This is a genomic window from Microbacterium sp. CFBP9023, assembly GCF_034045055.1.
Lineage (GTDB): Bacteria > Actinomycetota > Actinomycetes > Actinomycetales > Microbacteriaceae > Microbacterium.
The window spans coordinates 843,163-867,463 of sequence record NZ_JAXCWI010000001.1; the positions used below are offsets into that span (position 1 = coordinate 843,163).

At 67.6% G+C, this 24,301-nt stretch carries 24 protein-coding genes and 1 tRNA gene; 4 read left to right on the forward strand and 21 right to left on the reverse strand.

Annotated features, from left to right (window positions below; translation table 11 throughout):
* Window positions 1-90 precede the first annotated feature (90 nt).
* The 5 genes from SOM10_RS04175 to dusB form a co-directional block, all read right to left on the reverse strand.
* Window positions 91-166, reverse strand: a tRNA-Asn gene (locus tag SOM10_RS04175).
* Between the two features lie 96 nt (window positions 167-262).
* Window positions 263-1,036 (reverse strand): ATP-binding cassette domain-containing protein, encoded by a 774-nt coding sequence (locus tag SOM10_RS04180; RefSeq protein WP_320488558.1) that lies wholly within the window; start codon window positions 1,034-1,036, stop codon window positions 263-265.
* Between the two features lie 36 nt (window positions 1,037-1,072).
* On the reverse strand, window positions 1,073-2,938 hold the full coding sequence (dnaG, locus tag SOM10_RS04185) for a DNA primase (RefSeq protein ID WP_320488560.1): 1,866 nt from the start codon (window positions 2,936-2,938) through the stop codon (window positions 1,073-1,075).
* Window positions 2,938-4,332, reverse strand: a complete 1,395-nt coding sequence (locus SOM10_RS04190) for a deoxyguanosinetriphosphate triphosphohydrolase (protein WP_187249759.1) — start codon at window positions 4,330-4,332, stop codon at window positions 2,938-2,940. Before SOM10_RS04190 ends, dnaG begins: the two co-directional genes overlap by 1 nt.
* Window positions 4,322-5,476, reverse strand: coding sequence for a tRNA dihydrouridine synthase DusB (gene dusB, locus SOM10_RS04195; protein WP_053096491.1), 1,155 nt, complete (start codon window positions 5,474-5,476; stop codon window positions 4,322-4,324). The genes SOM10_RS04190 and dusB overlap by 11 nt, the downstream gene beginning before the upstream one ends.
* Window positions 5,477-5,535: 59 nt before the next feature.
* Here dusB and SOM10_RS04200 point away from each other — a divergent pair, with 59 nt between their 5' ends.
* On the forward strand, window positions 5,536-6,030 hold the full coding sequence (locus SOM10_RS04200; RefSeq protein ID WP_053096494.1) for a glutathione peroxidase: 495 nt from the start codon (window positions 5,536-5,538) through the stop codon (window positions 6,028-6,030).
* Here SOM10_RS04200 and SOM10_RS04205 read toward each other — a convergent pair.
* Window positions 6,027-6,725 (reverse strand): DsbA family oxidoreductase, encoded by a 699-nt coding sequence (locus tag SOM10_RS04205; protein WP_320488564.1) that lies wholly within the window; start codon window positions 6,723-6,725, stop codon window positions 6,027-6,029. The two genes, SOM10_RS04200 and SOM10_RS04205, sit on opposite strands and share 4 nt — an antisense overlap.
* Window positions 6,726-6,778: 53 nt before the next feature.
* Here SOM10_RS04205 and SOM10_RS04210 point away from each other — a divergent pair, with 53 nt between their 5' ends.
* Window positions 6,779-7,390, forward strand: a complete 612-nt coding sequence (locus tag SOM10_RS04210; RefSeq protein ID WP_320488566.1) for an AAA family ATPase — start codon at window positions 6,779-6,781, stop codon at window positions 7,388-7,390.
* Here the strand turns inward: SOM10_RS04210 and SOM10_RS04215 are convergent.
* Entirely contained in the window at window positions 7,330-8,133 is an 804-nt protein-coding gene (locus SOM10_RS04215; protein ID WP_320488568.1) for an isoprenyl transferase, read from the reverse strand. The two genes, SOM10_RS04210 and SOM10_RS04215, sit on opposite strands and share 61 nt — an antisense overlap.
* A complete protein-coding gene (recO, locus tag SOM10_RS04220; RefSeq protein WP_053096502.1) occupies window positions 8,130-8,876 on the reverse strand; it encodes a DNA repair protein RecO in 747 nt (248 codons plus the stop codon). Before recO ends, SOM10_RS04215 begins: the two co-directional genes overlap by 4 nt.
* A 34-nt stretch (window positions 8,877-8,910) precedes the next feature.
* On the opposite strand from recO, the gene SOM10_RS04225 reads away from it, so the two are divergent.
* On the forward strand, window positions 8,911-9,606 hold the full coding sequence (locus SOM10_RS04225; RefSeq protein ID WP_053096504.1) for a trimeric intracellular cation channel family protein: 696 nt from the start codon (window positions 8,911-8,913) through the stop codon (window positions 9,604-9,606).
* Window positions 9,607-9,675: 69 nt separating this feature from the next.
* On the opposite strand, the gene leuA is transcribed toward SOM10_RS04225, so the two are convergent.
* The gene (gene leuA / locus SOM10_RS04230; protein WP_053096506.1) at window positions 9,676-11,430 is read right to left on the reverse strand and encodes a 2-isopropylmalate synthase; all 1,755 of its coding nucleotides are present in this window, start codon (window positions 11,428-11,430) and stop codon (window positions 9,676-9,678) included.
* 196 nt (window positions 11,431-11,626) lie between these two features.
* Here leuA and SOM10_RS04235 point away from each other — a divergent pair, with 196 nt between their 5' ends.
* Window positions 11,627-12,265 (forward strand): hypothetical protein, encoded by a 639-nt coding sequence (locus SOM10_RS04235; RefSeq protein WP_295102843.1) that lies wholly within the window; start codon window positions 11,627-11,629, stop codon window positions 12,263-12,265.
* On the opposite strand, the gene SOM10_RS04240 is transcribed toward SOM10_RS04235, so the two are convergent.
* From SOM10_RS04240 to lepA, 12 genes are all read right to left on the reverse strand, one after another.
* Window positions 12,262-13,212 (reverse strand): NADP-dependent oxidoreductase, encoded by a 951-nt coding sequence (locus tag SOM10_RS04240; RefSeq protein WP_320488572.1) that lies wholly within the window; start codon window positions 13,210-13,212, stop codon window positions 12,262-12,264. The genes SOM10_RS04235 and SOM10_RS04240 overlap by 4 nt on opposite strands.
* An 80-nt stretch (window positions 13,213-13,292) precedes the next feature.
* Window positions 13,293-14,189, reverse strand: a complete 897-nt coding sequence (gene era, locus SOM10_RS04245) for a GTPase Era (protein WP_053096511.1) — start codon at window positions 14,187-14,189, stop codon at window positions 13,293-13,295.
* Complete coding sequence (locus SOM10_RS04250; protein WP_053096513.1) at window positions 14,182-15,477, reverse strand: hemolysin family protein; 1,296 nt, start codon at window positions 15,475-15,477, stop codon at window positions 14,182-14,184. The genes era and SOM10_RS04250 overlap by 8 nt, the downstream gene beginning before the upstream one ends.
* Window positions 15,474-15,932 carry an rRNA maturation RNase YbeY gene (gene ybeY / locus SOM10_RS04255; RefSeq protein ID WP_053096515.1) on the reverse strand — a complete coding sequence of 153 codons (459 nt, stop codon included), beginning with the start codon at window positions 15,930-15,932 and terminating at the stop codon, window positions 15,474-15,476. Before ybeY ends, SOM10_RS04250 begins: the two co-directional genes overlap by 4 nt.
* A 16-nt stretch (window positions 15,933-15,948) precedes the next feature.
* On the reverse strand, window positions 15,949-16,974 hold the full coding sequence (locus SOM10_RS04260; protein ID WP_230100781.1) for a PhoH family protein: 1,026 nt from the start codon (window positions 16,972-16,974) through the stop codon (window positions 15,949-15,951).
* Between the two features lie 61 nt (window positions 16,975-17,035).
* Window positions 17,036-17,383 carry an HIT domain-containing protein gene (locus SOM10_RS04265; protein WP_053096519.1) on the reverse strand — a complete coding sequence of 116 codons (348 nt, stop codon included), beginning with the start codon at window positions 17,381-17,383 and terminating at the stop codon, window positions 17,036-17,038.
* A 44-nt stretch (window positions 17,384-17,427) separates the two neighbouring features.
* On the reverse strand, window positions 17,428-18,156 hold the full coding sequence (locus SOM10_RS04270) for a 16S rRNA (uracil(1498)-N(3))-methyltransferase (protein ID WP_320488577.1): 729 nt from the start codon (window positions 18,154-18,156) through the stop codon (window positions 17,428-17,430).
* 14 nt (window positions 18,157-18,170) lie between these two features.
* Entirely contained in the window at window positions 18,171-19,286 is a 1,116-nt protein-coding gene (dnaJ, locus tag SOM10_RS04275) for a molecular chaperone DnaJ (protein WP_053096522.1), read from the reverse strand.
* Between the two features lie 39 nt (window positions 19,287-19,325).
* The gene (hrcA, locus tag SOM10_RS04280; RefSeq protein ID WP_053096524.1) at window positions 19,326-20,357 is read right to left on the reverse strand and encodes a heat-inducible transcriptional repressor HrcA; all 1,032 of its coding nucleotides are present in this window, start codon (window positions 20,355-20,357) and stop codon (window positions 19,326-19,328) included.
* Window positions 20,358-20,463: 106 nt separating this feature from the next.
* On the reverse strand, window positions 20,464-21,681 hold the full coding sequence (gene hemW, locus SOM10_RS04285) for a radical SAM family heme chaperone HemW (protein ID WP_320488579.1): 1,218 nt from the start codon (window positions 21,679-21,681) through the stop codon (window positions 20,464-20,466).
* Between the two features lie 16 nt (window positions 21,682-21,697).
* The gene (locus tag SOM10_RS04290; RefSeq protein ID WP_320488581.1) at window positions 21,698-22,351 is read right to left on the reverse strand and encodes a DUF1990 family protein; all 654 of its coding nucleotides are present in this window, start codon (window positions 22,349-22,351) and stop codon (window positions 21,698-21,700) included.
* Window positions 22,352-22,420: 69 nt separating this feature from the next.
* The gene (gene lepA / locus SOM10_RS04295; RefSeq protein WP_053096530.1) at window positions 22,421-24,274 is read right to left on the reverse strand and encodes a translation elongation factor 4; all 1,854 of its coding nucleotides are present in this window, start codon (window positions 24,272-24,274) and stop codon (window positions 22,421-22,423) included.
* Between the last annotated feature and the right edge of the window lie 27 nt (window positions 24,275-24,301).

Consider the following 24,301-nt stretch of genomic DNA (forward strand, 5'->3'; position numbering starts at 1 on the left):
CGGAGGTCACCATCGAATGACCTCGAGGAGACAGTAGCGGGGACTCGCACCGCAGAAAGGGAAAAGCCCCTCCGAAGAGGGGCTTTTCATTGGCTCCCCGGCTTGGACTCGAACCAAGAACCTGCCGGTTAACAGCCGGCTGCTCTGCCAATTGAGCTACCGAGGAATGTGCTCCGCTGTGCGGGCAACTCGTCAATCCTAGCAAACTCCGGAGCGTGCTCGTGACACGGGCCGCAGGTCGGGCGTGTCGTCGGCACCCCTGTCAGTGGCCCGAATCCGCCTCGGCGTTGGGCGCCCACAGCAGGTCCTTGCCGACACCGCGGGCGACCACGTGACCCCCGCGCAGCATCAGCGTCTCCGCATTCAGCTCACGGATGAAGTCGGCGTCGTTCGTCACCAGCAGCGCGCCCATCCCCTGCTCCTTGCGCCGACGGGTGATCGCGTCGAACACCACAGGCCGCACCTCGAGATCGAGGTTGGCGAGGATCTCGTCGGCGATGAGCACCCAGGGCTCGAGCACGAACGATCGCGCGATCGCCACACGCTGACGCATGCCTGCGCTCAACTCGTACGGGAACTTCGCTGCTGTTCCGAGAGGCAGGTGCAACTCGTCGAGCAGCGTCGCGACGCGGATGGAGAGCGCCTGGGTATTGACCCGCTTCTCGCGGATCAGGATCGGCTCTGAGATGATCTCGCTCACCGTGAGCTGGGGAGGGAGGTCGGCACCGGCGCCCTGCGGAACGAATCCCGTGCGGTAGGTCAGCAGGCGATGCTTGCGTCCCGGCCGGCGGATGTCGACTCCGCACACCTGAGCGCTGCCTCCGACGACCCGGACCGACGGATCCGTGGATCCTGCCAGCGCCGCGACGAGCGTCGACTTGCCCGAGCCGGTCGGGCCGGCGACGCAGATGAGCTCGCCCGGTGCGAGCGCGAAGCTCACCCCGTCGATCGCGCGGGTGGGGCCGCTGTGCCCGATTCGATCGATGACCAGATCAGAGCTGTCGATCGCGTTGGTCGATTCGGGCCGGGAGAACATTCCTCCATCCTGCCTTGCCGCGCCTGACAGCCGGCGTTACGACTCGGCGAACCGCTGACGCTCGACGTCGATGTCGCGAAGACGCATCCGCAGGGCGCGCCCGCCGTCCGAGTCCGCGGGAACCCGCTGCACGGCACCGAGGAGCTCCTGCTTCTCGTGCTCGAGGATGCGCATGATGAGCCGCTTGGCGAGATCGGTCGTCGAGGCGACGGCGCCGTCTTCGTTGCGAGCCGGGAACGGCGTCATCAGCAGCTCGCCCGCGAGCGATCGGTAGGGTTCGCGCACCGAGTTCACGGCATCCGTCACCCAACCGGCGCGGGTGCGGTCAGCCGCGGCCGCGACGGCCTCGCGCACGGCGTCGAGCCCCGGGGTGCGGAACGGAGCGCTGAGGGCGCGGGTGAGCAGCGCCTGATCGATCTGGTGACCGTACTGCAGGGCGCCCATCAGCGCGTCGCGTTCGACCGCGACATCCGCGGTTCGCGGCAGGCTCGCAAGAGTGACCGGAGCCATGCCCGGCGCCCCGGTGGCGGGGTCGATCGTGGTCTCGTGCCTGGCCGCCTCGTGCCGCGCGGACTGCGCTCCCCCACGTGCGGCACGTTCGACCTCGTTGCGCACCTCGGTGGGGTCCATGCCCAGCCTTCGCGCGAGCACCCGCTCGTATCCGGGTCGCAGCAGACGATCGCGAATCTCCGCCACGATCGGCGCTGCCGCGCGCAGCGCGCCCACCCGGCCCTCGACCGTCGAGAGGTCGAAGCCGCTGAGCTTCCTGTCGATCGCGAACTCGAACATCGGCTGCTTGGTCTCCATGAGGGAGCGCACGGCGGCATCACCGCGCTGCAGCCTGAGGTCGCACGGGTCGAGGCCGTCGGGCGCCACAGCCACGAACGTCTGCGCGTTGAAGCGATCGTCCTCGGTGAAGGCGCGAAGCGCGGCCTTCTGACCTGCCTCGTCGCCGTCGAAGGTGAAGACCACCTCTCCGGAGGCGTTGTCGTCGCCCATCACCCGGCGGAGCACCTTGATGTGATCGGTTCCGAACGCCGTGCCGCACGTCGCGATCGCGGTCGTGAGGCCGGCGAGGTGACACGCCATGACATCGGTGTACCCCTCGACCACCACGACCCTGCGAGGATCGCCCCGCGAGATGTCGCGCTTGGCGAGATCGAGGCCGTACAGGACCTGGGCCTTCTTGTAGATCGGCGTCTCAGGTGTGTTCAGGTACTTCGGCCCCTGGTCGTCGTCGAAGAGCTTGCGCGCACCGAACCCGATCGTCTGACCGGAGACGTCGCGGATCGGCCAGACGAGGCGGCCGCGGAAGCGGTCGTAGACGCCGCGCTGACCCGTCGACACCAGACCGGCAGCACTCAGTTCCTCGCGCGTGAACCCCTGAGCCGTGAGGGCTTTCAACATCTTGTCCCACCCGCGCGGCGCGAACCCCACGCCGAAGTGCGCGGCAGCGCCGGCGTCGAAGCCGCGCTCCCCGAGGAACCGGCGTCCCGCCTCCGCATCGGCGGTGAGCAACTGGCCGCGGAAGTACTCGGCGGCGGCGGTGTTGGCCGCATAGAGACGACTGCGTCCGCTCGTCTCCGGTGCCGACCCGCCGTCTTCATAGTGCAGCGCGTAGCCGAGGCGGCCGGCCAGTCGCTCTACGGCCTCGGTGAAGCTGACGTGGTCCATCTCGCGCAGGAACGAGTAGACGTCGCCCGATTCACCGCATCCGAAGCAGTGGTAGTAGCCGACCTGGGGCCGCACGTGGAAGCTGGGGCTCTTCTCGTCATGGAACGGGCACAAGCCCTTCAGCGAACCCACTCCGGCGGACTTGAGTGCGACGCGCTCCCCGACGATGTCGGCGATGTTCGTGCGGGCCTTGACCTCGTCGACGTCGGCCTGGCGGATGCGGGGCATCAGCCGACCCCTTCGATGACCGCCTGACGCGGCGTGTGCTGACGAGCACCCGGTCGCGCATGTCTCGGAGTCCAGATCCCGACCTCTGCAGGGTCGATCTCGCCGACGAGCCTGTTGTGCCAGTCGATCGCGCTCTGATCGGTGAGGCTCGCGATCTGATCGACGATCACGCGGGCGCGTTCGGCGTCGCTCGTCGCCGCGAGGAAGTCCGCCGAGAAGGCGGGCTCGAGCACGTCCGCGCCGGCAGACCACAGCGCGTCGGTCGACCAGAGGGCATCGGCCAGACGCTTCAGCACCCGCCGCTGCTCTTTGTACACGCCCTTGCGGGCATCGATCGTGACGATCGCCTGGCCCATGATGCCCTTGAGCACGGCGATCTCAGCCTCGATCACCCGGGGCACCACGACGTGAGCGTTGTAGCGCACGAGAGCGGGGCCGGAGTATGCCTCACGCGTCGCCGAGACGGCTGCTCTCGCGAAGCGGCCGATGAAGTCGCTCGTCAGGTTCTTGAGCCGGGCGAGGTCATGCCGTGATCGGTCGAAGGACTGCAGCCACATCGGCTGGGAGGCGAGTCGATACAGGGCATCGGCGAGGTCGTCGCGGGTGAAGTCGTACCCGACCCACTGCTGGATGCGGTCGATGAGCGCCTCATGCTGACGCGGATCGGACAGCTGCGCGACATCGACGTAGCCGTTGACGATCGCATCCTCGAAGTCGTGCACCGAATAGGCGATGTCATCGGACAGATCCATGATCTCCGCCTCGATGCAGCGTCGGCGTCCGGGGACTCCCTCGCGCAGCCACCGGAAGACCGCCTCGTCCTCGGGATACACGCCGAACTTGAGTCGACCTCCCGGGTCGGGCACGGGGCTGTCGGCGGTCCACGGGTACTTGCAGGTCGCGTCGAGGCTGGCTCGCGTCAGGTTGAGTCCGACAGAGCGGCCGTCGTCGTCGATCGCCTTGGCCTCGAGACGGCTCAGGATGCGCAGCGACTGCGCATTGCCTTCGAACCCGCCGATCGGCTCGGCCCACTCGTTGAGCGCACGCTCGCCGTTGTGCCCGAAGGGAGGGTGTCCGAGATCGTGACTGAGGCACGCGGTGTCGACCACATCGGCCGAGACTCCGAGTGCGGTGGCGAGTTCGCGTCCGACCTGGGCGACCTCGAGCGAGTGGGTCAGACGATTGCGGGCGAAATCGGCTGTGCTGGCCGGGCTGAGCACCTGGGTCTTCGCGGCCAGTCGACGCAGAGCCGCCGAGTGCAGCACACGCGCACGGTCGCGGGCGAAGTCGTCTCGTTCGGATCGATGGGTCTCGGCGAAGAATCGCTCGGCATCGCGCGGGTCGTATCCGTCCGAGCGTCCGCGAGCCGGGTATGCCTGAGGATCAGCCGCCACTGTTCTCGATCTCCGCCCCTCGCATCATCTCTGAGGCCGACGCCGCGAGTTCCCGCGACTCCAGCCACTTGTCCGGCAGCGCCGGGCGTTTCGGGCGACCGGACCGACCGCGCTGTCCTTCGGCATCGGCGCCGGGGTACGGCGCCGAATGATCGAGCTGGCCGAGCAGCTCGTCGATCTCGGCGAGGCTGGATGCTGTCGCGAGCCCCGTCCGGATGTCGCCGCCGACCGGATAGCCCTTGAAGTACCACGCGACATGCTTGCGGACATCGCGGCATCCGCGGTCCTCATCCTCGAAGAACTCGACCAGCAGCTCGGCGTGGCGACGGAAGGCATCGGCCACGAACCCGAGGGTCGCGTCGACCGGATGCGATTCCGCGCCGAAGGCCGCCGCGAGCTCGCCGAAGAGCCAGGGACGACCGAGGCATCCACGTCCGACGACGACTCCGTCGCAGTCGGTCTGCTGCATCATGCGCACGGCGTCGTCGGCAGACCAGATGTCGCCGTTGCCGAGCACGGGGACGCTGGTGACAGCCTGCTTGAGCTCGCCGATCGCGTTCCAGTCCGCGAAGCCGGAGTAGAACTCGCTCGCCGTCCGCGCATGCAGCGCGATGGCCGAGACACCGGCGTCTTCGGCAGCGCGCCCGGCGTCGAGGAACGTGAGGTGGTCGGGATCGATGCCCTTGCGCATCTTGATGGTCAGGGGCACGTCGCCCGCCGCCTTGACCGCCTGGGTGACGATCTGCGAGAAGAGAGAGCTCTTCCACGGCAGCGCCGCTCCCCCGCCCTTGCGCGTGACCTTGGGGACCGGGCATCCGAAGTTCAGGTCGATGTGGTCGGCGTGGTCTTCGGCGACGATGATGCGGACGGCCTCGGAGATCGTGTGCGGGTCGACGCCGTAGAGCTGGATCGACCGCGGAGTCTCGGACTCGTGGTGGCGGATGAGTCGCATCGTGGTCTCGTTGCGCTCGACCAGCGCGCGCGAGGTGATCATCTCGCTCACGTAGAGCCCCGCACCGTATTCGCGGCACAGCCTGCGGAACGCGGTGTTCGTGATACCCGCCATGGGTGCGAGGACGACCGGCACGTCGAGGGCGATCGGACCGATGTTGAGGGTGCGAGCTGAGGCGGTGGCGAGAGTCATGTCCCCTCCATTCTCCCAGACACGGAGCCGGTCTCGGCGCATCGACCTAAGCTGTGAATATGACCGATCCCGCAGTCCGTTCCATCCCCTTCACAGACGCCGACGGCAACGAGAAGACACTCGATGATCTGGGTGCCGATGTCGTCCTCGTGGTGAACGTCGCCTCGAAGTGCGGCCTCACTCCGCAGTACGAGCAGCTCGAGGAGCTGCAGCGCCTGTACGGCGACCGCGGGTTCAGCGTCGTCGGGTTCCCCTGCAACCAGTTCTTCGGGCAGGAGCCGGGATCGGTCGATCAGATCCTCGAGTTCTGCTCGACCACGTACGGTGTGACCTTCCCGATCAACGACAAGGTGAAGGTCAACGGCAAGAACGCCACCGATCTCTACAAGACGCTCAAGGAGACCCCGGATGCCGGCGGCAAGGCGGGTCGCGTCGAGTGGAACTTCGAGAAGTTCCTGGTGCTTCCCGACGGAGAGGTCGTCCGCTTCCGCCCGAAGCAGAAGCCGAACGACCCCGAGATCGTCGGCGCGATCGAAGCCGCGCTGACCCGCTAGACCGCGGCCGTCTCGGCTTCGGCTTCCGGCTCGGTCTCACCGCGCTTGGCCCAGAGGTCACGCAGGACGTTCTCGAACGCTGCGGGCGGCTGCGCTCCGCTGATGCCGTACTGACCGTCGATCACGAAGAATGGCACGCCCTGGATCCCATAGGCCTGGGCCTGCGCCTGGTCCTGGCGGACGTCGGCGAGGTGACGAGCGGACACCAGTGCTTCTCTCGTGTCATCCGGGTTGAGTCCGACCTCGACCGCGAGGTCGACCAGGTCGTCGATACGGCCGACGTGCTTGCCCTCGGTGAAGTACGCGGACATCAGCCGCTCCTCCATCGCGTGCTGCACACCCTGTGCCTTCGCGAAGTGAAGGAGCTCGTGCGCCTTCACGGTGTTGGTGTGCTGGAGGAGGTCGAAGCGGTACGCGAGCCCGGCGTTCTCGGCGACTCCGGTGACGTGCGACAGCATCTGCTCGACCTGGTCGCGCGGCATCCCCTTGTGACCGGCGAGGAAGTCGATCTCATCCCCGTCGAAGTCGACCGGGGTGTCGGGCGAGAGCTCGAACGAATGGAAGGTGATGTTCACCTGCGGCGCGTCGTCGTCGCCGGAGACGGCTTCGAGACCCTTCTCGAGGTTGCGCTTGCCGATGTAGCACCACGGGCAGGCGATGTCGGACCAGATGTCGATCGAGATGGCTTCACTCACATTGACATCCAACCGTATGCACCTATGGGCTATTCCGTCGTTAGGATTCTCAGATGCTCTCCGCCGACGATCCGCTGCCGCTTCGGCCGGAGAGAGTGCTGATCGCCGGTGTCACAGGATCGGGCAAGACGACGCTCGCACGACGCATCGCCGACCTCTGGGATCTGCGTCACGTCGAGATCGACGGACTCTTCCACGGTGAGAACTGGACTCCACGGCCGTCCTTCCTCGACGATGTCCGCGCCTTCGCTGCGGAGGACCGCTGGGTCACCGAGTGGCAGTACACGAGCAAGGGAACCGATGAGATCCTCGCTCCTCGTGCGAAGGTCGTGATCTGGCTGGACTACCCGTATCGCGTGGTCCGGGGACGTCTGCTGCGGCGCACGCTCGGGCGCAGCATCCTGCGCACCCGCATGTGGAACGGCAACGTCGAGAAGCCGATCTGGCGGATGTTCTCGGGAGATCCCGAGGAGAACATCATCGCCTGGCAGACGCTAACGCTGCACAAGTGGACCGAGCGGATGCCCGGCGTCGTGAGCGAACAGCCCCATCTTCTCATCGTCCGGCTGCGCCACCCGCGAGAGACGGAACGATGGCTGCGGGCTCAGGCGGAAGCGTCAGGGGTGTCGATCGCCCCGCCGAAACGACGATCGCGGGACAGGTAGACCCCGATCGCGCGCCAGAGCTCCTCGCGAGAGAAATCGGGCCAGAGCGTGTCGAGGAACACCATCTCGGCATACGCCGCCTGCCAGAGCAGGAAGTTCGAGGTGCGCTGCTCGCCGGAGCTGCGCAGGAACAGGTCGACGTCGGGCATGTCCGGCACGTAGAGGTTGCGACGGATCATCTTCTCGGTGATCGCGTTCGGTTTCACCCGTCCCGCCGCGACATCGGCGGCGATCGCGCGCATCGCGTCGACCAACTCGATACGCCCGCCGTAGTTCACGCACATGGTGAGGGTGAGCGCGTCATTGTTCTTCGTGAGCTGCTCCGCGTACTGCAGCTCTTTGATCACGCTGCCCCACAGCCGGGGCTTGCGTCCAGCCCATCGCACGCGCACGCCCCACTCGTTGAGCTGATCACGTCGACGGTGCAGCACGTCGCGGTTGTACCCCATGAGAAAGCGCACCTCCTCGGGAGACCGGGCCCAGTTCTCAGTCGAGAACGCATAGACGGAGAGATGCTTGACCCCTGCCTGGATCGCACCGGCGACGACGTCGAGGAGCACCTCCTCCCCCGCCTTGTGCCCCTCGACGCGGTTCAGTCCGCGGCGGTTCGCCCAGCGGCCGTTGCCGTCCATGACGATGGCGACGTGCTCGGGCACCGCTCGGAACGCCGGCGGGTGGACGCCCGTCCAGTCGAGCGGACGATAGGCGACGGCATCCTTGTGGGTGTAGGGCTTGGGGCTCACCGTGCTCCTTCTCGAGGGATGTCGGCCACGAGGTGGGCCAGCGAGCGGATGCCGCGCTCCAGGTGCCACTGCGCATAGGCAGCGACGAGACCTGATGCCGCGGCGTTGTCCGCGTGAGGCGCGGCATCGATCGCCTCCCACTCTCCGGTCATGAGGGATCGCAGCAGCGACAGGGTCTTCTCTGCCACCTTCGGACTTCCGGCCGGCGCGCAGTTCACGCATACGGCGCCTCCGAGCTGACCGACGAAGTGCGCGTGCGGGCCGGGGGCGGCGCATCGTGCGCAGTCGCCGAGAGACGGCGCCCATCCCGACAGCGCCATCACGCGCAGAAGGTAGGAGTCGAGGATGCTCCTGGGGGAATGCTCGCCCCGCGAGAGCGCACGCAGCCCGCCCACCAGCAGCAGGTACTGCTCGGGCGTCGCCTCGGAGTCGCTCAGCCGATCGGCGGTCTCGACCATCGCGTTCGCCGATGTGAACCGGTCGTAGTGGGCCGCGATGTCGGAACCGTAGGAGCCGAGCGACTCCGCCTGCTGCACGATGTCGAGCGAGCGTCCCTGATACAGCTGCACGTCGGCCACCATGAACGGCTCGAGGCGCGACCCGAACTTCGACGACGTGCGCCGGACGCCTTTGGCCACCGCACGGATCTTGCCGTGCTGACGCGACAGCATGGTGACGATGCGATCCGCCTCACCCAGCTTGTGGGTGCGCAGGATCACTGCTTCGTCTCGGTAGGTGGGCACCGTTCGATTATCCTCCGTGCGGGAGAATAGAGGCGTGACCGAACCGCTCTTCACCATTCCGCTCTGGGCGGACCTCCTCGGCGTCGGCCTCGGCGGCGTTCAGGGCGCGATGTTCGCGTCGGGGTTCCAGGGGCAGCGACGACTCGACTGGCTCGGCGTCGCGATCATCGGCATCATGATCGGCATGGGCGGCGGTCTCATCCGAGACATCCTGCTCGGCCAGACGCCGGCCACGCTGCAGAGCAACTGGTACCTGCTCACGGCCACCGGCGCCTCGCTGCTCGGGATGCTGCTCGCGGGACTCTTCAACCGTCTCAACACCGTCATCGTGGTGCTCGACGCCGTGGTGATCGGCATGTTCGGCGCGTTCGGCACGAGCAAGGCGATCGCCTTCGGCATCCCTCCCGTTCCCGCGGTGTTCATCGGCGTCTGCGCAGCGGTCGGCGGCGGCGTGCTGCGCGACATGCTGATGGGCCTGCCGACCTCGATCATGCATGTCGGCTCGCTCTACGCCGTCGCCGCCGGTGCCGGCTGCGTCTTCATCGCCACCGCGAACGGACTCGGGATGTCGATCACGCTCGCCGCCGTGCTCGGCATCGTCGTCACCGCGGTGATCCGAGTGCTCGCCGTGAGCTTCGACGTCTCTCTTCCGGAGCAACGTCGTCTGTATCGCCGCAAGGTCGCCGCAGAGACCGGAGTGATCCAGGTCGTCAAGCCGAGCCCTGAGTGACCGATCCTCGGCACGGGGCAGACGTAACGCCCCCGCGGTCGATGACCGCGGGGGCGTTCTCGTCGACCGTCAGACCGCTGCCAGCTCCAGCTGGCGCGTGCGGATCGAGCGGTTGACGCCCGAGACGATCGCCTTGAGGGATGCCGTCGAGATGTCTCCGTCGATGCCGACGCCCCACAGGCGCTGATCGCCGACCTGCAGCTCGACGTACGCCGCAGCCTGCGCGTCGCCACCTGCACTGAGTGCGTGCTCGACGTAGTCGTAGAGAGTGATGTCGAAGCCCTGACCGCGCAGCACCTCGATGAACGCGGCGATCGGTCCGTTGCCGTTACCGGCGACGGACACCTGCTGATCGTCGTCGCGCAGTGTCACGTCGAGCACCACGTCACCCGACATGTCGCTGCGGGTCTGCGTCGAGAGCAGCTCGAACCGCCCCCACTTGGCCTCGGTGTCAGTGGCAGGCAGGTACTCGTCGTTGAAGATCGACCAGATCTGCTCGCTCGTGACCTCGCCGCCCTCGGCGTCGGTCTTGTTCTGGACGACGCCCGAGAACTCGATCTGCAGCTTGCGCGGCAGGTCGATCGCGTGGTCCGCCTTGAGCAGATAGGCGACGCCGCCCTTGCCGGACTGCGAGTTCACACGGATCACGGCCTCATAGGAGCGTCCGAGATCCTTCGGGTCGACCGGCAGGTAGGGGACGGCCCATTCGATGTCGTCGACCGTGACGCCTTCAGCCTCGGCACGGGCAGCCATCGCCTCGAAGCCCTTCTTGATCGCATCCTGGTGCGACCCGCTGAACGCGGTGAAGACCAGGTCGCCCGCCCACGGCGACCGCTCGGGCACCGGCAGCTGGTTGCAGTACTCGACGGTGCGCTTGACCTGGTCGATGTCGCTGAAGTCGATCTGCGGATCGATGCCCTGCGTGAAGAGGTTGATGCCCAGCGCCACGATGTCGACGTTTCCGGTGCGCTCGCCGTTGCCGAACAGGCAGCCCTCGATGCGGTCGGCCCCGGCCATGTAGCCGAGCTCGGCCGCCGCGATCGCCGTGCCACGGTCGTTGTGCGGGTGCAGCGACAGGATCACGTTCTCGCGGTGCGCCAGGTTGCGGCTCATCCACTCGATCGAGTCGGCGTAGACGTTCGGCGAGGCCATCTCGACGGTCGCCGGCAGGTTGACGATGACCTTGCGGTCGGGGGTGGGCTCGAAGACCTCGATCACCTGGTTGCAGACGTCGACGGCGAACTCGAGCTCGGTTCCCGTGTAGCTCTCGGGCGAGTACTCGTAGTAGACCTTCGTGTCGGGGATGGTCTTCTCGTACTGACGGCACAGCCGAGCACCCTCGAGCGCGATGTCGATGATGCCCTGCTTGTCGGTGCGGAAGACGACCTCGCGCTGCAGCACGCTGGTCGAGTTGTAGAGGTGCACGATCGCCTGCTTGGCCCCGGAGATCGACTCGTACGTGCGGGCGATCAGATGCTCGCGCGCCTGGGTCAGCACCTGGATGGTGACGTCATCCGGGATCAGGTTCTCTTCGATGAGCTGACGGACGAAGTCGAAATCGGTCTGGCTCGCCGAGGGGAATCCGACCTCGATCTCCTTGTACCCCATGCTGACGAGGAGTTCGAACATGACGCGCTTGCGCTCGGGCGACATCGGGTCGATGAGCGCCTGATTGCCGTCGCGGAGGTCGACTGCGCACCAACGGGGCGCCTCGGTGATGCGGGCGTCCGGCCAGGTGCGGTCGGGCAGGTTGACCGTGATCTGCTCGTGGTACGGCCGATACTTGTGGATCGGCATCGCAGACGGGCGCTGAGTGTTCTGCATGATGGGGCTTCTTCTCTTCGTCAGAATTGTGAACGGGCCAACACAAGCGCCGCGACGAGGAAGGCCCTAGCTTTAGGACTCGTCGCGGCAGCTAAGAAGAAGCAGACCGCCGAAAGGCATGCGGCCATGGTAGCAGGGATGCCGATCCGCTCAGAGCCGCCGTGAGACGATCACCCGTCACGAGACACTGTCAGGCATGAGCACATCGCACAGCCGCATGCTACTCGCCGCCGTCGCCGTCATCGGGATGTGCGGCCTCGCCGCCTGCTCGTCCGGTTCCGGAGCTGCATCCGCGCCGACGAGTTCGGCCTCACCGACCTGGGATGCCGCGAGCGTCCCACCGCCGGAAGGACGGGTGATCGGCACCGGCACGGTGCTCGATGTGGACGGTGAGCCTCGGCTCTGCCTCGGAATCGTCGCCGAGTCGTATCCACCGCAGTGCTCGGGCCTTCCCCTCGACGGCTGGACCTGGGACGGGGTAGACGGGAGCGAATCCAGCGGCGGCACCACGTGGGGAACCTACGCGGTGTACGGAACCTTCGACGGCGAGCGATATGCGGTCACCGATCCTCCGATCATGCTCGCCCTGTACGACCCTGTCCGACCGGAGGATCCCACGGGCGGTGTCCCAGGCGCGAGCTCCGAGGCTGAGCTGGCGCAGGTGTCCGACGAGCTGTCGAAAGCCGTGGGACGCGATGCGCTCACCCTGTGGACCGAACGCGGCTATGTCTGGATGCAGGTCGTGTGGGACGACGGGTCGGTGCAGAACGCGATGGATGCGGCCTACGGCGATGGGGTCGTGGTCGTGACCTCGGCGCTGCGCGAGATCGATTAGGACGACGGGATCAGAGCGAGCTTTCCGCCGGGGTGCCCTTCGGCGAGCAGAGCGAGTGCCGCCGGAGCCTCCTCCAGGGCGAACGTCCGCGCCACGGGAACGATCAGATCTCCGTTCTGAGCGAGAGCGATCAGTTCCCCGCGCACCTCGTCCCGGAATCGGGCGCTGACGGGCATCGAACCGGCGATCACCCGGATGCCGTCGGAGGCGGCCCTGCCCATCGCTGCGATCGTGACGATGCGCTGGCGGTCTGCGACCAGCTCGAGGGACACGTCCACGGCCTCGTCCGTGCCCACCGCGTCGAGGGCTGCCGAGACGCCCGCCTCGCCCGCGGCCTCCCGGACCCGCTCCGCCAGGCCGGCCCCGTATCGCACGGGGACTCCCCCGAGACGACGGACGACGTCGAACCGCTCGGCGCTCGCGGTGCCGATCACTCGGATCCCCCGCAGCGCGGCCTGCTGCAGCACGCTCACTCCCACCGCTCCGGACGCGCCGTGCAGGAGGATCGTCTCCCCCGGTGCCGCGCCGGTCACCCAGAGCATCTCAGCGGCCGTGGTGCCGGCGAGCAGCAGATTCGCGGCCTCCGCGTGCGTGAGTGTGGTCGGCTTCGCGAAGGCCTTCGCGGCGGGCACGGTCAGCTCGGTCGCGTATCCCCCGCGCACGCGGAAGGCGACGACCTCGTCCCCTTCTTTCGCATCCCCCGAGCCGATCCGCGTGCCGGGTCCGATCGCGCTGATCGTGCCCGAGACCTCGTAGCCGATCGGCACAGGCAGCTGCACGCCCTGGTGAGCAGACGCGACGTGCTTGGCGTCCGCGGGATTCACCCCGGCGGCCTCCACGCGGATCGTCACCTCACCGCGGCCGGGAGACGGCACCTCGTAGTCGACGAACTCCCATGTCTCAGGCGCGCCCCACGACGATGCGATCCAGTGCTGTGCGAGTGTCATATCGCGACCCTACCCCTGCGGGAGAGTCCTGCGGCCGTGCCGCTGGAGCGCCGGATCCTCGCCGTCTCTCGTGTCGAGGGTCAGAAGCCGAGGCGGCCGAGTTGCTTCGGGTCGCGCTGCCATTCCTTCGCGACCTTCACATGGAGGCCCAGGAACACCCTCGTGCCGAGAAGCTCTTCGATCCCGACACGTGCCCGGCGTCCGACATCGGCCAGACGCTTGCCCTTGTGGCCGATGATGATCGCCTTCTGGCTGTCACGCTCCACAACGATGGATGCATGCACATCGGTCAGGTCGGTTCCCTCACGCGGGGCGATGTCGTCGATCACGACCGCGATCGAGTGGGGAAGCTCGTCGCGGACCCCGTCGAGCGCGGCCTCGCGGATCATCTCGGCGATCCGGTCCTCTTCCGACTCATCGGTCGTGACACCCTCGCCGTACAGAGCCGGTCCCTCGGGCATCAGTGCGAGCACCTCGTCGGCGAGCACCTCCAGCTGGTCGTTCGTGAGCGCGGAGATCGGAATCACGGCGTCCCAGTCCTCGCGCAGCGCGTCGACCTCCATCAGTCGCTCGGTGATCTGGTCGCGACTGGCCGCGTCCGTCTTCGTGACGATGGCGATCTTCTTGGCACGACGGTATCCGTCGAGGGACGTCGCGATGCGGCGGTCGCCGGGCCCGACCTTCTCGGTCGCCGGCACGCAGAAGCCGATCACATCGACGTCGCCGAGCACCTGTTCGACGAGGTCGTTCAGGCGCTCGCCGAGGAGCGTACGGGGCTTGTGGATGCCGGGGGTGTCGACGATGACGAGCTGCCCCTGCGGACGGTTCACGATCCCGCGGATCGCCCGCCGCGTCGTCTGCGGCTTCTCACTGGTGATCGCGATCTTCTCGCCCACCAGCGCATTCGTGAGAGTGGACTTCCCGACGTTCGGTCGTCCCACGAAGGTCACGAACCCGCTCCGCGTCTGCTCAGTCATCGTTTCCGTCTCTCTCATCTGCGGCATGACCCGCGTCGTCTGCCGCTCGTTCCACGAAGACGGTCGCGATCCCGCGCCCTCGTCCTCGAGACGCGCCGCCGGTGAGGGTCAATCCCTCGACCGTCGCTGTGGATCCCGGTTGCGGGACCTGTCCGAGTGCCTTGCCCAGCAGACCGCCGATGGAATCGACGTCCTCGTCCTCGAGCTCGAGGCCGAACAGATCGCCGACATCCTCGAGCGAGAGTCGGGAGCTCACGCGATAGCGTCCGTCGCCGAGTTCGACGACCTCTGCCGATACCTGATCGTACTCGTCGGAGATCTCGCCCACGAGTTCCTCGATGAGGTCCTCCAGGGTCACGAGCCCCGAGATGCCGCCGTGCTCGTCGATCACGAGGCACACGTGCACGGCGTCCCGCTTCATCTGCTGCAGAAGGGTCTCGGCGCGCATGGACTCCGGCACGAAGGTCGCGGGTCGCGAGATCGGACGGATGGATGCGGTTCGCCAGGCGTTCTCGTCGCGGAAGGCGAACAGCACCAGGTCCTTCAGATAGAGCACTCCGACCACGTCATCGGCGTCGTCGTCGACCACAGGCATTCGGGAGACGCCCCGCTGCAGGAACAGCGTCATCGCCTCGCTCGTGGTCGCCGTCGCATCGACCGTCACCATCTCGGTGCGCGGCACCATCACCGCACGCACGAACTGGTCGGTGAAGTCGAACACGGAGTGGATGAGGTCGCGGTCGTCAGCCTCGATCAGATCGTTCGAGGCGGCCTCGTCGACCATGCTCAGCAGCTGCTCCTCGGACGTGAACGAGCTGCGTCCCCGCCCGGGGGTCACCCGGTTGCCGAGCACCACGAGTCCGTGAGCGAGTGGGCCCAGGATGATGCGCAGCCCGCGGACGATGCGTGCGTTGGCCCGGAGCATGCCCTCGGCGTGGTGCCGCCCGAAGGATCGAGGGCTCGCCCCCACCAGCACGAAGCTGATACCCGTCATGAGCAGCGCTGCGGCCAGCATCGCCCACCAGATGTTGTCGAACAGGATGCTGAACGCCACCGTGACGAGCACCGCGGCCGCCGTCTCGGCGAGCACGCGGATGAATGCGACGGCGTTGACGTGTGCGTCAGGGTCGGCGGCGATGCGCACCAGCTGGGGGCCGTTGCGCCCCTCCGCGCCCATCTCCTCGATGTCCGACCGGGACGTGACGCCGAAGGCGGCGTCGATCGCCGCCATCAGGCCGCCGAAGGCGACGAGCAGGACAGCGCCTGCGAGCAGGAGGGCCGCGGTCATCGTCGACGTTCAGCCGCGGCGAAGCCCTGGATGAGCTCCTTCTGCAGTCCGAACATCTCGCGCTCCTCGTCGGGCTCGGCGTGATCGAAGCCGAGGAGGTGCAGCAGACCGTGGGTGGTGAGCAGGATCAGCTCGTCCATCAGGGTGTGGCCGGCGGCCTGGGCCTGAGCCTCGGCGACCTGAGGACACAGCACGATGTCTCCCAGCAGCCCCGGGGCCGTGGGGCGATCCTCGGTGCCCGGGCGCAGCTCGTCCATCGGGAAGCTGAGCACGTCGGTCGGACCGGGCTCATCCATCCACTGCACGTGGAGGGCCTCCATGGCAGCCTCGTCGACGAGCACGATCGCGACCTCGGCGTCCGGGCTGACATGCATCTGCGCGAGGTTGAAGTCTGTCAGGCGCTGCAGCACGGTCTCGTCGACGTCGATGGCCGACTCGTTGTTGATCTCGATCATGGCTGTGCTCGTTTCATCAGGAGAGGCCTCGTTTCGGCATCCGGTCTCGGGGTCCTGGTCGCTGTGCGCCCCGCCGGTCGGCACGGTTGGCGAACTCCGCCGCCTGCTCGCGCTCGTAGCGCTGGGCGGTGCGCCGCTCGTCATACTCGCTGTAGGCGTCGACGATCCGTCCGACCAGCGAGTGACGCACCACGTCGTCGCTCGTGAGCCGCGCGAAATGGATGTCGTCGATGCCGTCGAGCACGCGGGTGACGAGCCGGAGTCCCGAGGATCCCTGCGGGAGATCGACCTGGGTGATGTCACCGGTGACGACCATCTTCGACCCGAAGCCGAGACGCGTGAGGAACATCTTCATCTGCTCGGGAGTCGTGTTCTGCGCTTCGTCGAGCACCACGAACGAGTCGTTGAGCGTGCGGCCGCGCATGTAGGCGAGAGGGGCGACCTCGATCGTGCCCGTCGCCATCAGACGAGGGACGATCTCGGGGTCCATCATCTCGTTCAGCGCGTCATAGAGCGGGCGGAGGTACGGGTCGATCTTGTCGGTGAGCGTGCCGGGCAGGAATCCGAGCCGCTCTCCAGCCTCGACCGCGGGGCGGGTGAGGATGATGCGGGTGACCTCTTTGCGCTGCAGGGCCTGGACGGCCTTGGCCATCGCGAGGTAGGTCTTTCCGGTACCGGCCGGGCCGATGCCGAAGACGATCGTGTTCTCCTCGATCGCGTCGACGTACTCCTTCTGCCCCAGCGTCTTGGGACGGATGACCTTGCCCCTGGTCGACAGGATCGCCTCTCCGAGCACCTCGCTCGGGCGAGGGCCGCCGTCGTTGCGCAGCAGGCGGGCCGAGCTCGTCACGTCGCTCGGGGCGAGGTCGTGGCCTGCCTTGGTCATGGTCATCAGCTCGTCGACCAGGGTCTTCGCCTTCGCGACTGCCTCCGGCGCGCCGGTGAGCGTGATCTCGTTGCCGCGCACGAGCACCTGAACGTCGCGGTGCTCCTTCTCGAGCATCCGGAGCAGTCGATCCTGCGGACCGAGGAGCTGCACCATGGCGACGCCGTCGGCGTAGATCTTCTCGACGGCGGTGTCGGATGCGGTCAGGTCGTTTTCGTCAGAAGCCAACGAGCTTGCTCTCCTCGATGTTGCCGAGCACATGGGCGTGCACGTGGAAGACGGACTGGGCGGCGCTGGCGCCGTTGTTGAAGATGAGGCGGTATTCGCCGTTCGCATGCTCGGAGGCGAGCTGCTTCGCAGCCGCGACGATCTCCGCGAGCAGACCGGGGTCGCCCTCGGCGAGCTCCGTGACGTCGCGGTAGTCCTCGGTCTTGGGGATCACGAGCGCGTGCAGCGGTGCCTGCGGGTTGATGTCCCGGATCGCGAACACGCGGCCGGTGTCGAGCAGGATCTCACCCGGGATGTCGCCGTTGAGGATGCGCGTGAAGATCGAGGGCTCGGACATGCTCCCAGTCTACTGACCGCAGCACTGCCGGGTCCGTAGCCTGATCACCAGCGGCTGAGTGCGACCGACAGCACGGCGATCGCAGCCGGGCCCGCCGTGGACGTGCGCAGCACGGTGTCTCCGAGCAGCACACGCTCGGCGCCGGCGTCCGACAGCTTCGAGAGCTCGTCGTCGGAGATACCGCCCTCGGGCCCGACGACGAGGACGATGTCCCTGCCGTCCGGCTCGAGCTCGGACAACCGCACGGGGGCGGTCGGGTCCAGAAGCAGCACCCGCTGAGATGCGGCGCGTCTCGCGAGGTCGGCGGTCGACGCCGGAGGCGCCACCTCCGGGACCCACGCCCGGTGAGCCTGCTTCGCCGCCTCGCGGACGATCGTCGCCCACCGCTCGCGCCCCTTGAGGGCCTTGGGACCATCCCATCGGGACACGCTTCGGCTCGCCTGCCACGGCACGATCTCATCGACGCCGAGCTCGCATGCCGCCTGCACGGCGAGCTCGTCGCGATCGCCCTTCGCGAGAGCCTGCACGAGCACGATGCGAGGGCTGGGCGCGGGGTCGACCGATCGCTCGGCCACGCGCACGTCGACGCGGGACGGAGACACCTCTTCGGCGACGCCGGTCAGCCACACCCCCGAGCCGTCGCCGACCGTCACCGCCTCGCCGACGCGGAGCCGTCGGACGACGGCGGCGTGCTTCGCCTCGGCGCCGGTGAGCGACACGAGGTCGCCGACCGCTGCATCCGAGGAGTTCTCGACGAGGAAGTGGAGTGCCATGAGCGCCGCCCGGATCAGTGCGAACGGAAGCGGTCGCGGAGCTTCGAGAACAGCCCCTGCTGGAACTGCGCCAGCTGCGGGCCCGGTGCCTTGGTCTTCTTCGCGAAGTCCTCGATGAGCGCGCGCTGCGCGGAGTCGAGCCGGGTCGGGGTGACCACCTGCACGCCGACGCGGAGGTCGCCGCGCTGGTTGCCCCGCAGCGGCGTGATGCCGCGGCCCTTGATCGTCAGCACGTCGCCGGACTGGACGCCCGAGCGGATCTCGAGATCGACCTCGCCGTCGAGACCCTGGATCGTGGTCTCGGTGCCGAGGATCGCATCCGGCATCGACACCTCCAGCGTCGCCAGCAGGTCGTCGCCGTCGCGGCTGAAAGACGGGTGCGGGTTCACGGTGACCTCGACGTACAGATCGCCGTTCGGGCCACCCGCCTTGCCGACCTCGCCAGAGCCCGGCAGCTGCAGGCGCAGCCCGGTCTCGACGCCGGCGGGGATGTCGAGCGAGACGGTGCGACGCGAGCGCACCCGCCCCTGGCCGCCGCAGGTGCCGCACGGATACGGGATCGTCGTGCCGTAGCCCTCGCAGGTGCCGCAGGGCTGGGAGGTCACGACGTTGCCGAGCAGGCTCCGCACCTGACGCTGAACGTGGCCGGACCCGCCGCAGATGTCGCAGGTGACGGGCGACGTGCCCTCCTGGCAGCACGAGCCGTTGCACGTCTCGCACAGCACGGCCGTGTCGACCTCGATGTCGCGGTGCGCACCGAAGACGACGTCGCCGAGATCGAGGGTCACCCGGACGAGGGCGTCCTGTCCACGTTCGCGGCGTGACCGCGGACGCGCGCCCCTGCCACCGCCTTGGCCCGCGCCGAAGAAGGTCTCGAAGATGTCCCCGAAGCCGCCGAAGCCCTGGAAGTTGCCGGCGGCGCCGTCTCCGCCGCCCATGTCGTAGCGGCGACGCGAATCGTCGTCGCTCAGGACGTCATATGCATGCGTGACGAGCTTGAACTGCTCGGCCGCGTCCTCACCCGGATTCACATCGGGGTGGAGCTGACGAGCGAGGCGTCGGTACGCCTTCTTGATCTCGTCGGTGGAGGCGTCACGAGAGACGCCGAGTACCTCGTAGTGGTCTGCCACAATGGCCCTTCTGCGTGTGCTGTTCTCTGGGCGGCCGCGTCAGCGGGCCGCCTCGTCTTCGTCGAGCATCCGAGACAGATAGCGGGCCACGGCCCGCGCCGCCGCGAGATTGCTCGGATAGTCCATGCGCGTCGGCCCCATCACGCCGACTCGCGCCGTGCCGCTGGGGGCGGCGTAGTTGCTGGCCACGATCGATGCCTCGCCGAGGCCGAAGGACGCGTTCTCGGTGCCGATGCTGGCGGCGAGACCGTGGGAGTCCGCCTCCATCTCGCTCATCAGCCGCAGCAGCGTCACCTGCTCCTCGATCGCCTCGAGCAGAGGGTGGATGCTGCCGCGGAAGTCCTGCTCGCGTCGAGCCAGAGTCGCTGCTCCGGCCATCACCAGGCGCTCCTGACGGAAGGCGCCGAGCTCGTCGATGACGATCGTCGCGAGAGCGCGCAGTACGACGTCATGACTGTGTGCGTCGTCCGCGAGAAGCGCCTGCAGCCGCTCAGCGGCGTCGCTCACCGCCCGGCCCGTGATCAGGGCGGAGAGACGAGCACGCAGCAGCGCCATGTCGGCGTCGTCGACGTCGACGGGCAGCGGGGCGATGCGCTGCGAGACGCCGCCCGCGTCGGTGACGAGCACGATGAGCAGACGATTCGGCGCCAGCGCCACGAGTTCGAGATGCGTGAGATGCGCGCGCGCGAATGACGGGTACTGCGCCAGCGCGACCTGCCCCGTGAGCTGCGTCAGCACTCGGACCGTGCGCACCATCAGGTCGTCGAGGTCGGAGGGAGCGGTGAGGAAGGACTCGATGGCCGTGCGCTGCGCGACCGACAGTGGCCGCAGCTGGGCGAGATGATCCACGAACACGCGGTAGCCCTTGTCGGTGGGAACGCGACCGGAGGAGGTGTGCGGGGCGGCGATCAGCTCTTCGTCTTCGAGCAGTGCCATGTCGTTGCGGATCGTCGCCGCGGACACGCCGAAGGAGTATCGGTCGACGATCGATCGGCTGCCGACGGGTTCATGGGTCTCGACGTAGTCCTGCACGATCGCGCGGAGAACCTGGAGGCCTCTTTCGCTGACCATCGCAACTCCCTCCCTCTTGGCACTCACTGGCTACGAGTGCCAATTCTACCCGCCGACGCCGACCACGTGCTGATCCGGCACGATGTCCGGACTCAGCGGTCGCCGATCAGTCGGTGAGCTCACGCACGACGGCATCGGCGAGCAGGCGCCCCCGCAGTGTGAGCTGCACGCGTCCGCGAACGGCAGCGGCCGGGTCGACGAGCCCATCCGCGATCAGACCCGCGACGCGTGTCCTCTTGTCCGCGGCGAGGTCGCTGACGGCGATGCCCTCGCGGATGCGACTCAGCAGCAGGATGCGCTCGAGCGTCGTCGACTGCTCGTCCGGCCGCTCCGTGCCGGCGGCGGGAGACTCCGCTGCGGCGAGCCGCTGTGCATACGCGGCCGGATGCTTGACGTTCCACCACCGCAGGCCGGCGACGTGACTGTGCGCGCCGGGACCGAATCCCCACCAGTCGCTCCCCCGCCAGTAGGCGAGATTGTGCCGTGAACGCTGCTCGGGCGAGCGAGACCAGTTGCTGATCTCGTACCAGTCGAAGCCCGCCGCTGCGAGACGCGCATCGGCGAGCTCGTACATGTCGGCCTGCAGGTCGTCGTCCGGCGCCGGCACCTCGCCTCGGCGGATCTGTCGCGCGAGCTTCGTGCCGTCCTCGATGATCAGCGCGTACGCCGAGATGTGGTCCGACTCGAGTGCGAGCGCCGCGTCGAGCGACGCCTCCCAATCACCGATCGACTCACCGGGGGCGCCGTAGATGAGGTCCACGCTCACGGCGAGGCCTGCGTCCTTCGCCGCGGCGACCGCTGTCGTCACATTCTCGGGGCGATGGGTGCGGTCGAGAGCGGCGAGCACATGCGGCACTGCCGACTGCATGCCGATCGACAGTCGCGTGACGCCGGCATCCGCGAGGGTCCGCGCGACCTCGGGCGTCACCGTGTCGGGGTTCGCCTCGACCGTGATCTCGGCGCCATCGACGAGGCCGAACGCGTCGGTCGCCGCACCGAGCATCCGGGCGAGATCTCCCGCGGGCAGAAGAGTCGGCGTGCCGCCGCCGAAGAACACGGTGTCCATCGGACGCAGCGCGCCCGCATCCGCGAGAACGCGCCTCGCCAGGGCGATCTCGGTGATGAGCGTCGAGGCGTAGTCCTCCTGCTTCGCGCCGCGGAGCTCTCCCGAGGTGTAGGTGTTGAAGTCGCAGTAGCCGCACCGCACCCGGCAGAAGGGGACGTGCAGATATGCGGAGAAGGGCACGGACGAATCGATCGGCAGATCGGAGGGCAGATGTCCGTCTGCCGGTGCCGGATCGCCGAGTGGAAGCGGACCGGCCATCAGAGAGGTGCGACCATCAGACCGGAGTCGCGTACAGCGGCGAGATCGCCCGCAGATAGCGTGCGAACAGTTCCCGGCGACGGCGCTTCACCAGCGGCGGGACGACGCGGTAGAGCAGGGAGTTCGGCGCGTCGAAGGCACGGACGGAGAACCACACCTCGTCGTTGTCCTCACGCCAGTCGATGTCGAAGGACTCCTCGCCGCGCACCACCGAGCTTCCGACCGTGCCCAACACGAATCCGATCCGGCGCTTCTCCTCGGTCACGGAGATCACGCGCAGCTCGGCATCCGCCCGCATGCCGGCAACCCGCCCATGCAGACGCAACGTCATGCCCGGGCCGGCGAACGGGGTGCCTTCCGCGTCGAAGCGCTGTTCGACGTCGTTCTTGCTCGGTGCGATCGGAGTGCCCTCGGCGTCGAAGCTGACACCGGCGTAGGCGGGACCGGGCGCGGGACGCACATCCTCGATGCTGAGGCCCGCCGCGCGCTGCGCGGTCCAGGTCAGCAGCGCTTCGCCCGCGGACTGGAAGCGGTCATGACCGCTGCCGATCCGCCAGGAGTTCTCCGCCGGGATGCTGCGCTCCGGCGGGTACTGCATCAGATCGGGCGCGTGGGTCGCACCCACGGCCGCATAGTCAACCGTGTCGTCTCGGAAAGTCCCGCGCCGCATGCGTTCCAGCCTACTTCCCGTTCCCTGGACGATCACCCTCCACGCCGGGAACAGCCCGGCCCGAAGGTCCTACTTCTTGTCCTTGCCCTCGACGTCGCCGGAGAGCGCTGCGATGAACGCCTCCTGCGGCACCTCGACACGACCGACCATCTTCATGCGCTTCTTGCCCTCTTTCTGCTTCTCGAGGAGCTTGCGCTTGCGGCTGATGTCACCGCCGTAGCATTTGGCGAGCACATCCTTGCGCAGCGCCCTGATCGTCTCGCGGGCGATGATCCTGGCGCCGATGGCGGCCTGGATCGGCACCTCGAAGTTCTGGCGAGGGATCAGCTTGCGCAGTCGCTCCGTCATCAGCGTGCCGTAGGCGTAGGCCTTGTCGCGGTGCACGATCGAGCTGAACGCGTCGACCTTGTCACCCTGCAGCAGGATGTCGACCTTGACCAGGTCCGCCTCCTGCTGTCCGGCGGGTTCGTAGTCGAGCGAGGCATAGCCCTGGGTCTTGGACTTGAGCTGGTCGAAGAAGTCGAAGACGATCTCACCGAGCGGCATCATGTAGCGGAGCTCCACGCGCTCCTCGGAGAAGTACTCCATGCCCAGCAGTGCTCCGCGACGCGACTGGCAGAGCTCCATGACCGTGCCCACGTAGTCCTTGGGCAGCAGGATCGCGGTCTTCACCATCGGCTCCGACACCGAGCCGATGCGACCGTCGGGGTACTCGCTCGGGTTCGTCACCGTCACGGTCTCGCCCGTGTCGCTCGTGAGCACCTCGTAGATCACGCTGGGTGCGGTGGTGATGAGATCGAGGCCGAATTCTCGCTCGAGACGCTCGGTGATGATCTCGAGATGCAGGAGTCCCAGGAACCCGCAGCGGAAGCCGAAACCGAGGGCGACGGAGGTCTCAGGCTCGTACTGCAGCGAGGCGTCGGAGAGCTTGAGCTTGTCGAGCGCCTCCCGGAGCTCCGCGTAATCGCTGCCGTCGATCGGGTAGATCCCCGAGAAGACCATCGGCTTCGGGTCGGTGTAGCCCGGCAGAGCCTGGGTCGAGGGCCTGCGTGCCGTCGTGATCGTGTCACCGACCTTCGACAGACGGACGTCCTTCACACCGGTGATGAGGTAGCCGACCTCGCCGACGCCGAGCCCCTTGGACGGCACCGGTTCGGGGCTCGACACGCCGACCTCGAGCGCCTCGTGGTTGGCACCCGTCGACATCATCTGAATGCGCTCGCGGGGCGACAGGCTGCCGTCCACCATGCGGACGTAGGTGACGACCCCGCGGTAGGCGTCGTAGACGGAGTCGAAGATCATGGCGCGGGCCGGAGCATCGGCGTCTCCGACGGGTGCGGGGATCTCCTTGACCAGTCGGTCGAGCAGCTCCTCGACGCCGACACCGGTCTTGCCCGAGACACGGAGCACGTCCTCGGGCTTGCCGCCGATGAGCGATGCCAGCTCCTTGGCGTACTTGTCGGGGTCGGCCGCCGGCAGGTCGATCTTGTTCAGCACCGGGATGATGTGCAGGTCGTTCTCGAGCGCGAGGTAGAGGTTCGCCAGAGTCTGGGCCTCGATGCCCTGGGCGGCATCGACGAGCAGGATCGCGCCCTCGCAGGCGGCGAGAGACCGGGACACCTCGTAGGTGAAGTCGACGTGCCCCGGGGTGTCGATCATGTTGAGCGCGAATGTCTCGCCGTCGATCTCCCACGGCATCCGCACGGCCTGGCTCTTGATGGTGATGCCGCGCTCACGCTCGATGTCCATGCGGTCGAGGTACTGCGCGCGCATGTCGCGATCCGAGACCACGCCGGTGATCTGGAGCATGCGGTCGGCGAGGGTCGACTTGCCGTGGTCGATGTGCGCGATGATGCAGAAGTTGCGGATCTGCGCCGAAGGCGTCGCGGCAGGCTGAAGCGGAGTGAGAGCGCGTGGTGACATGTCCTGACGATTCTACGGTGAGGTGAG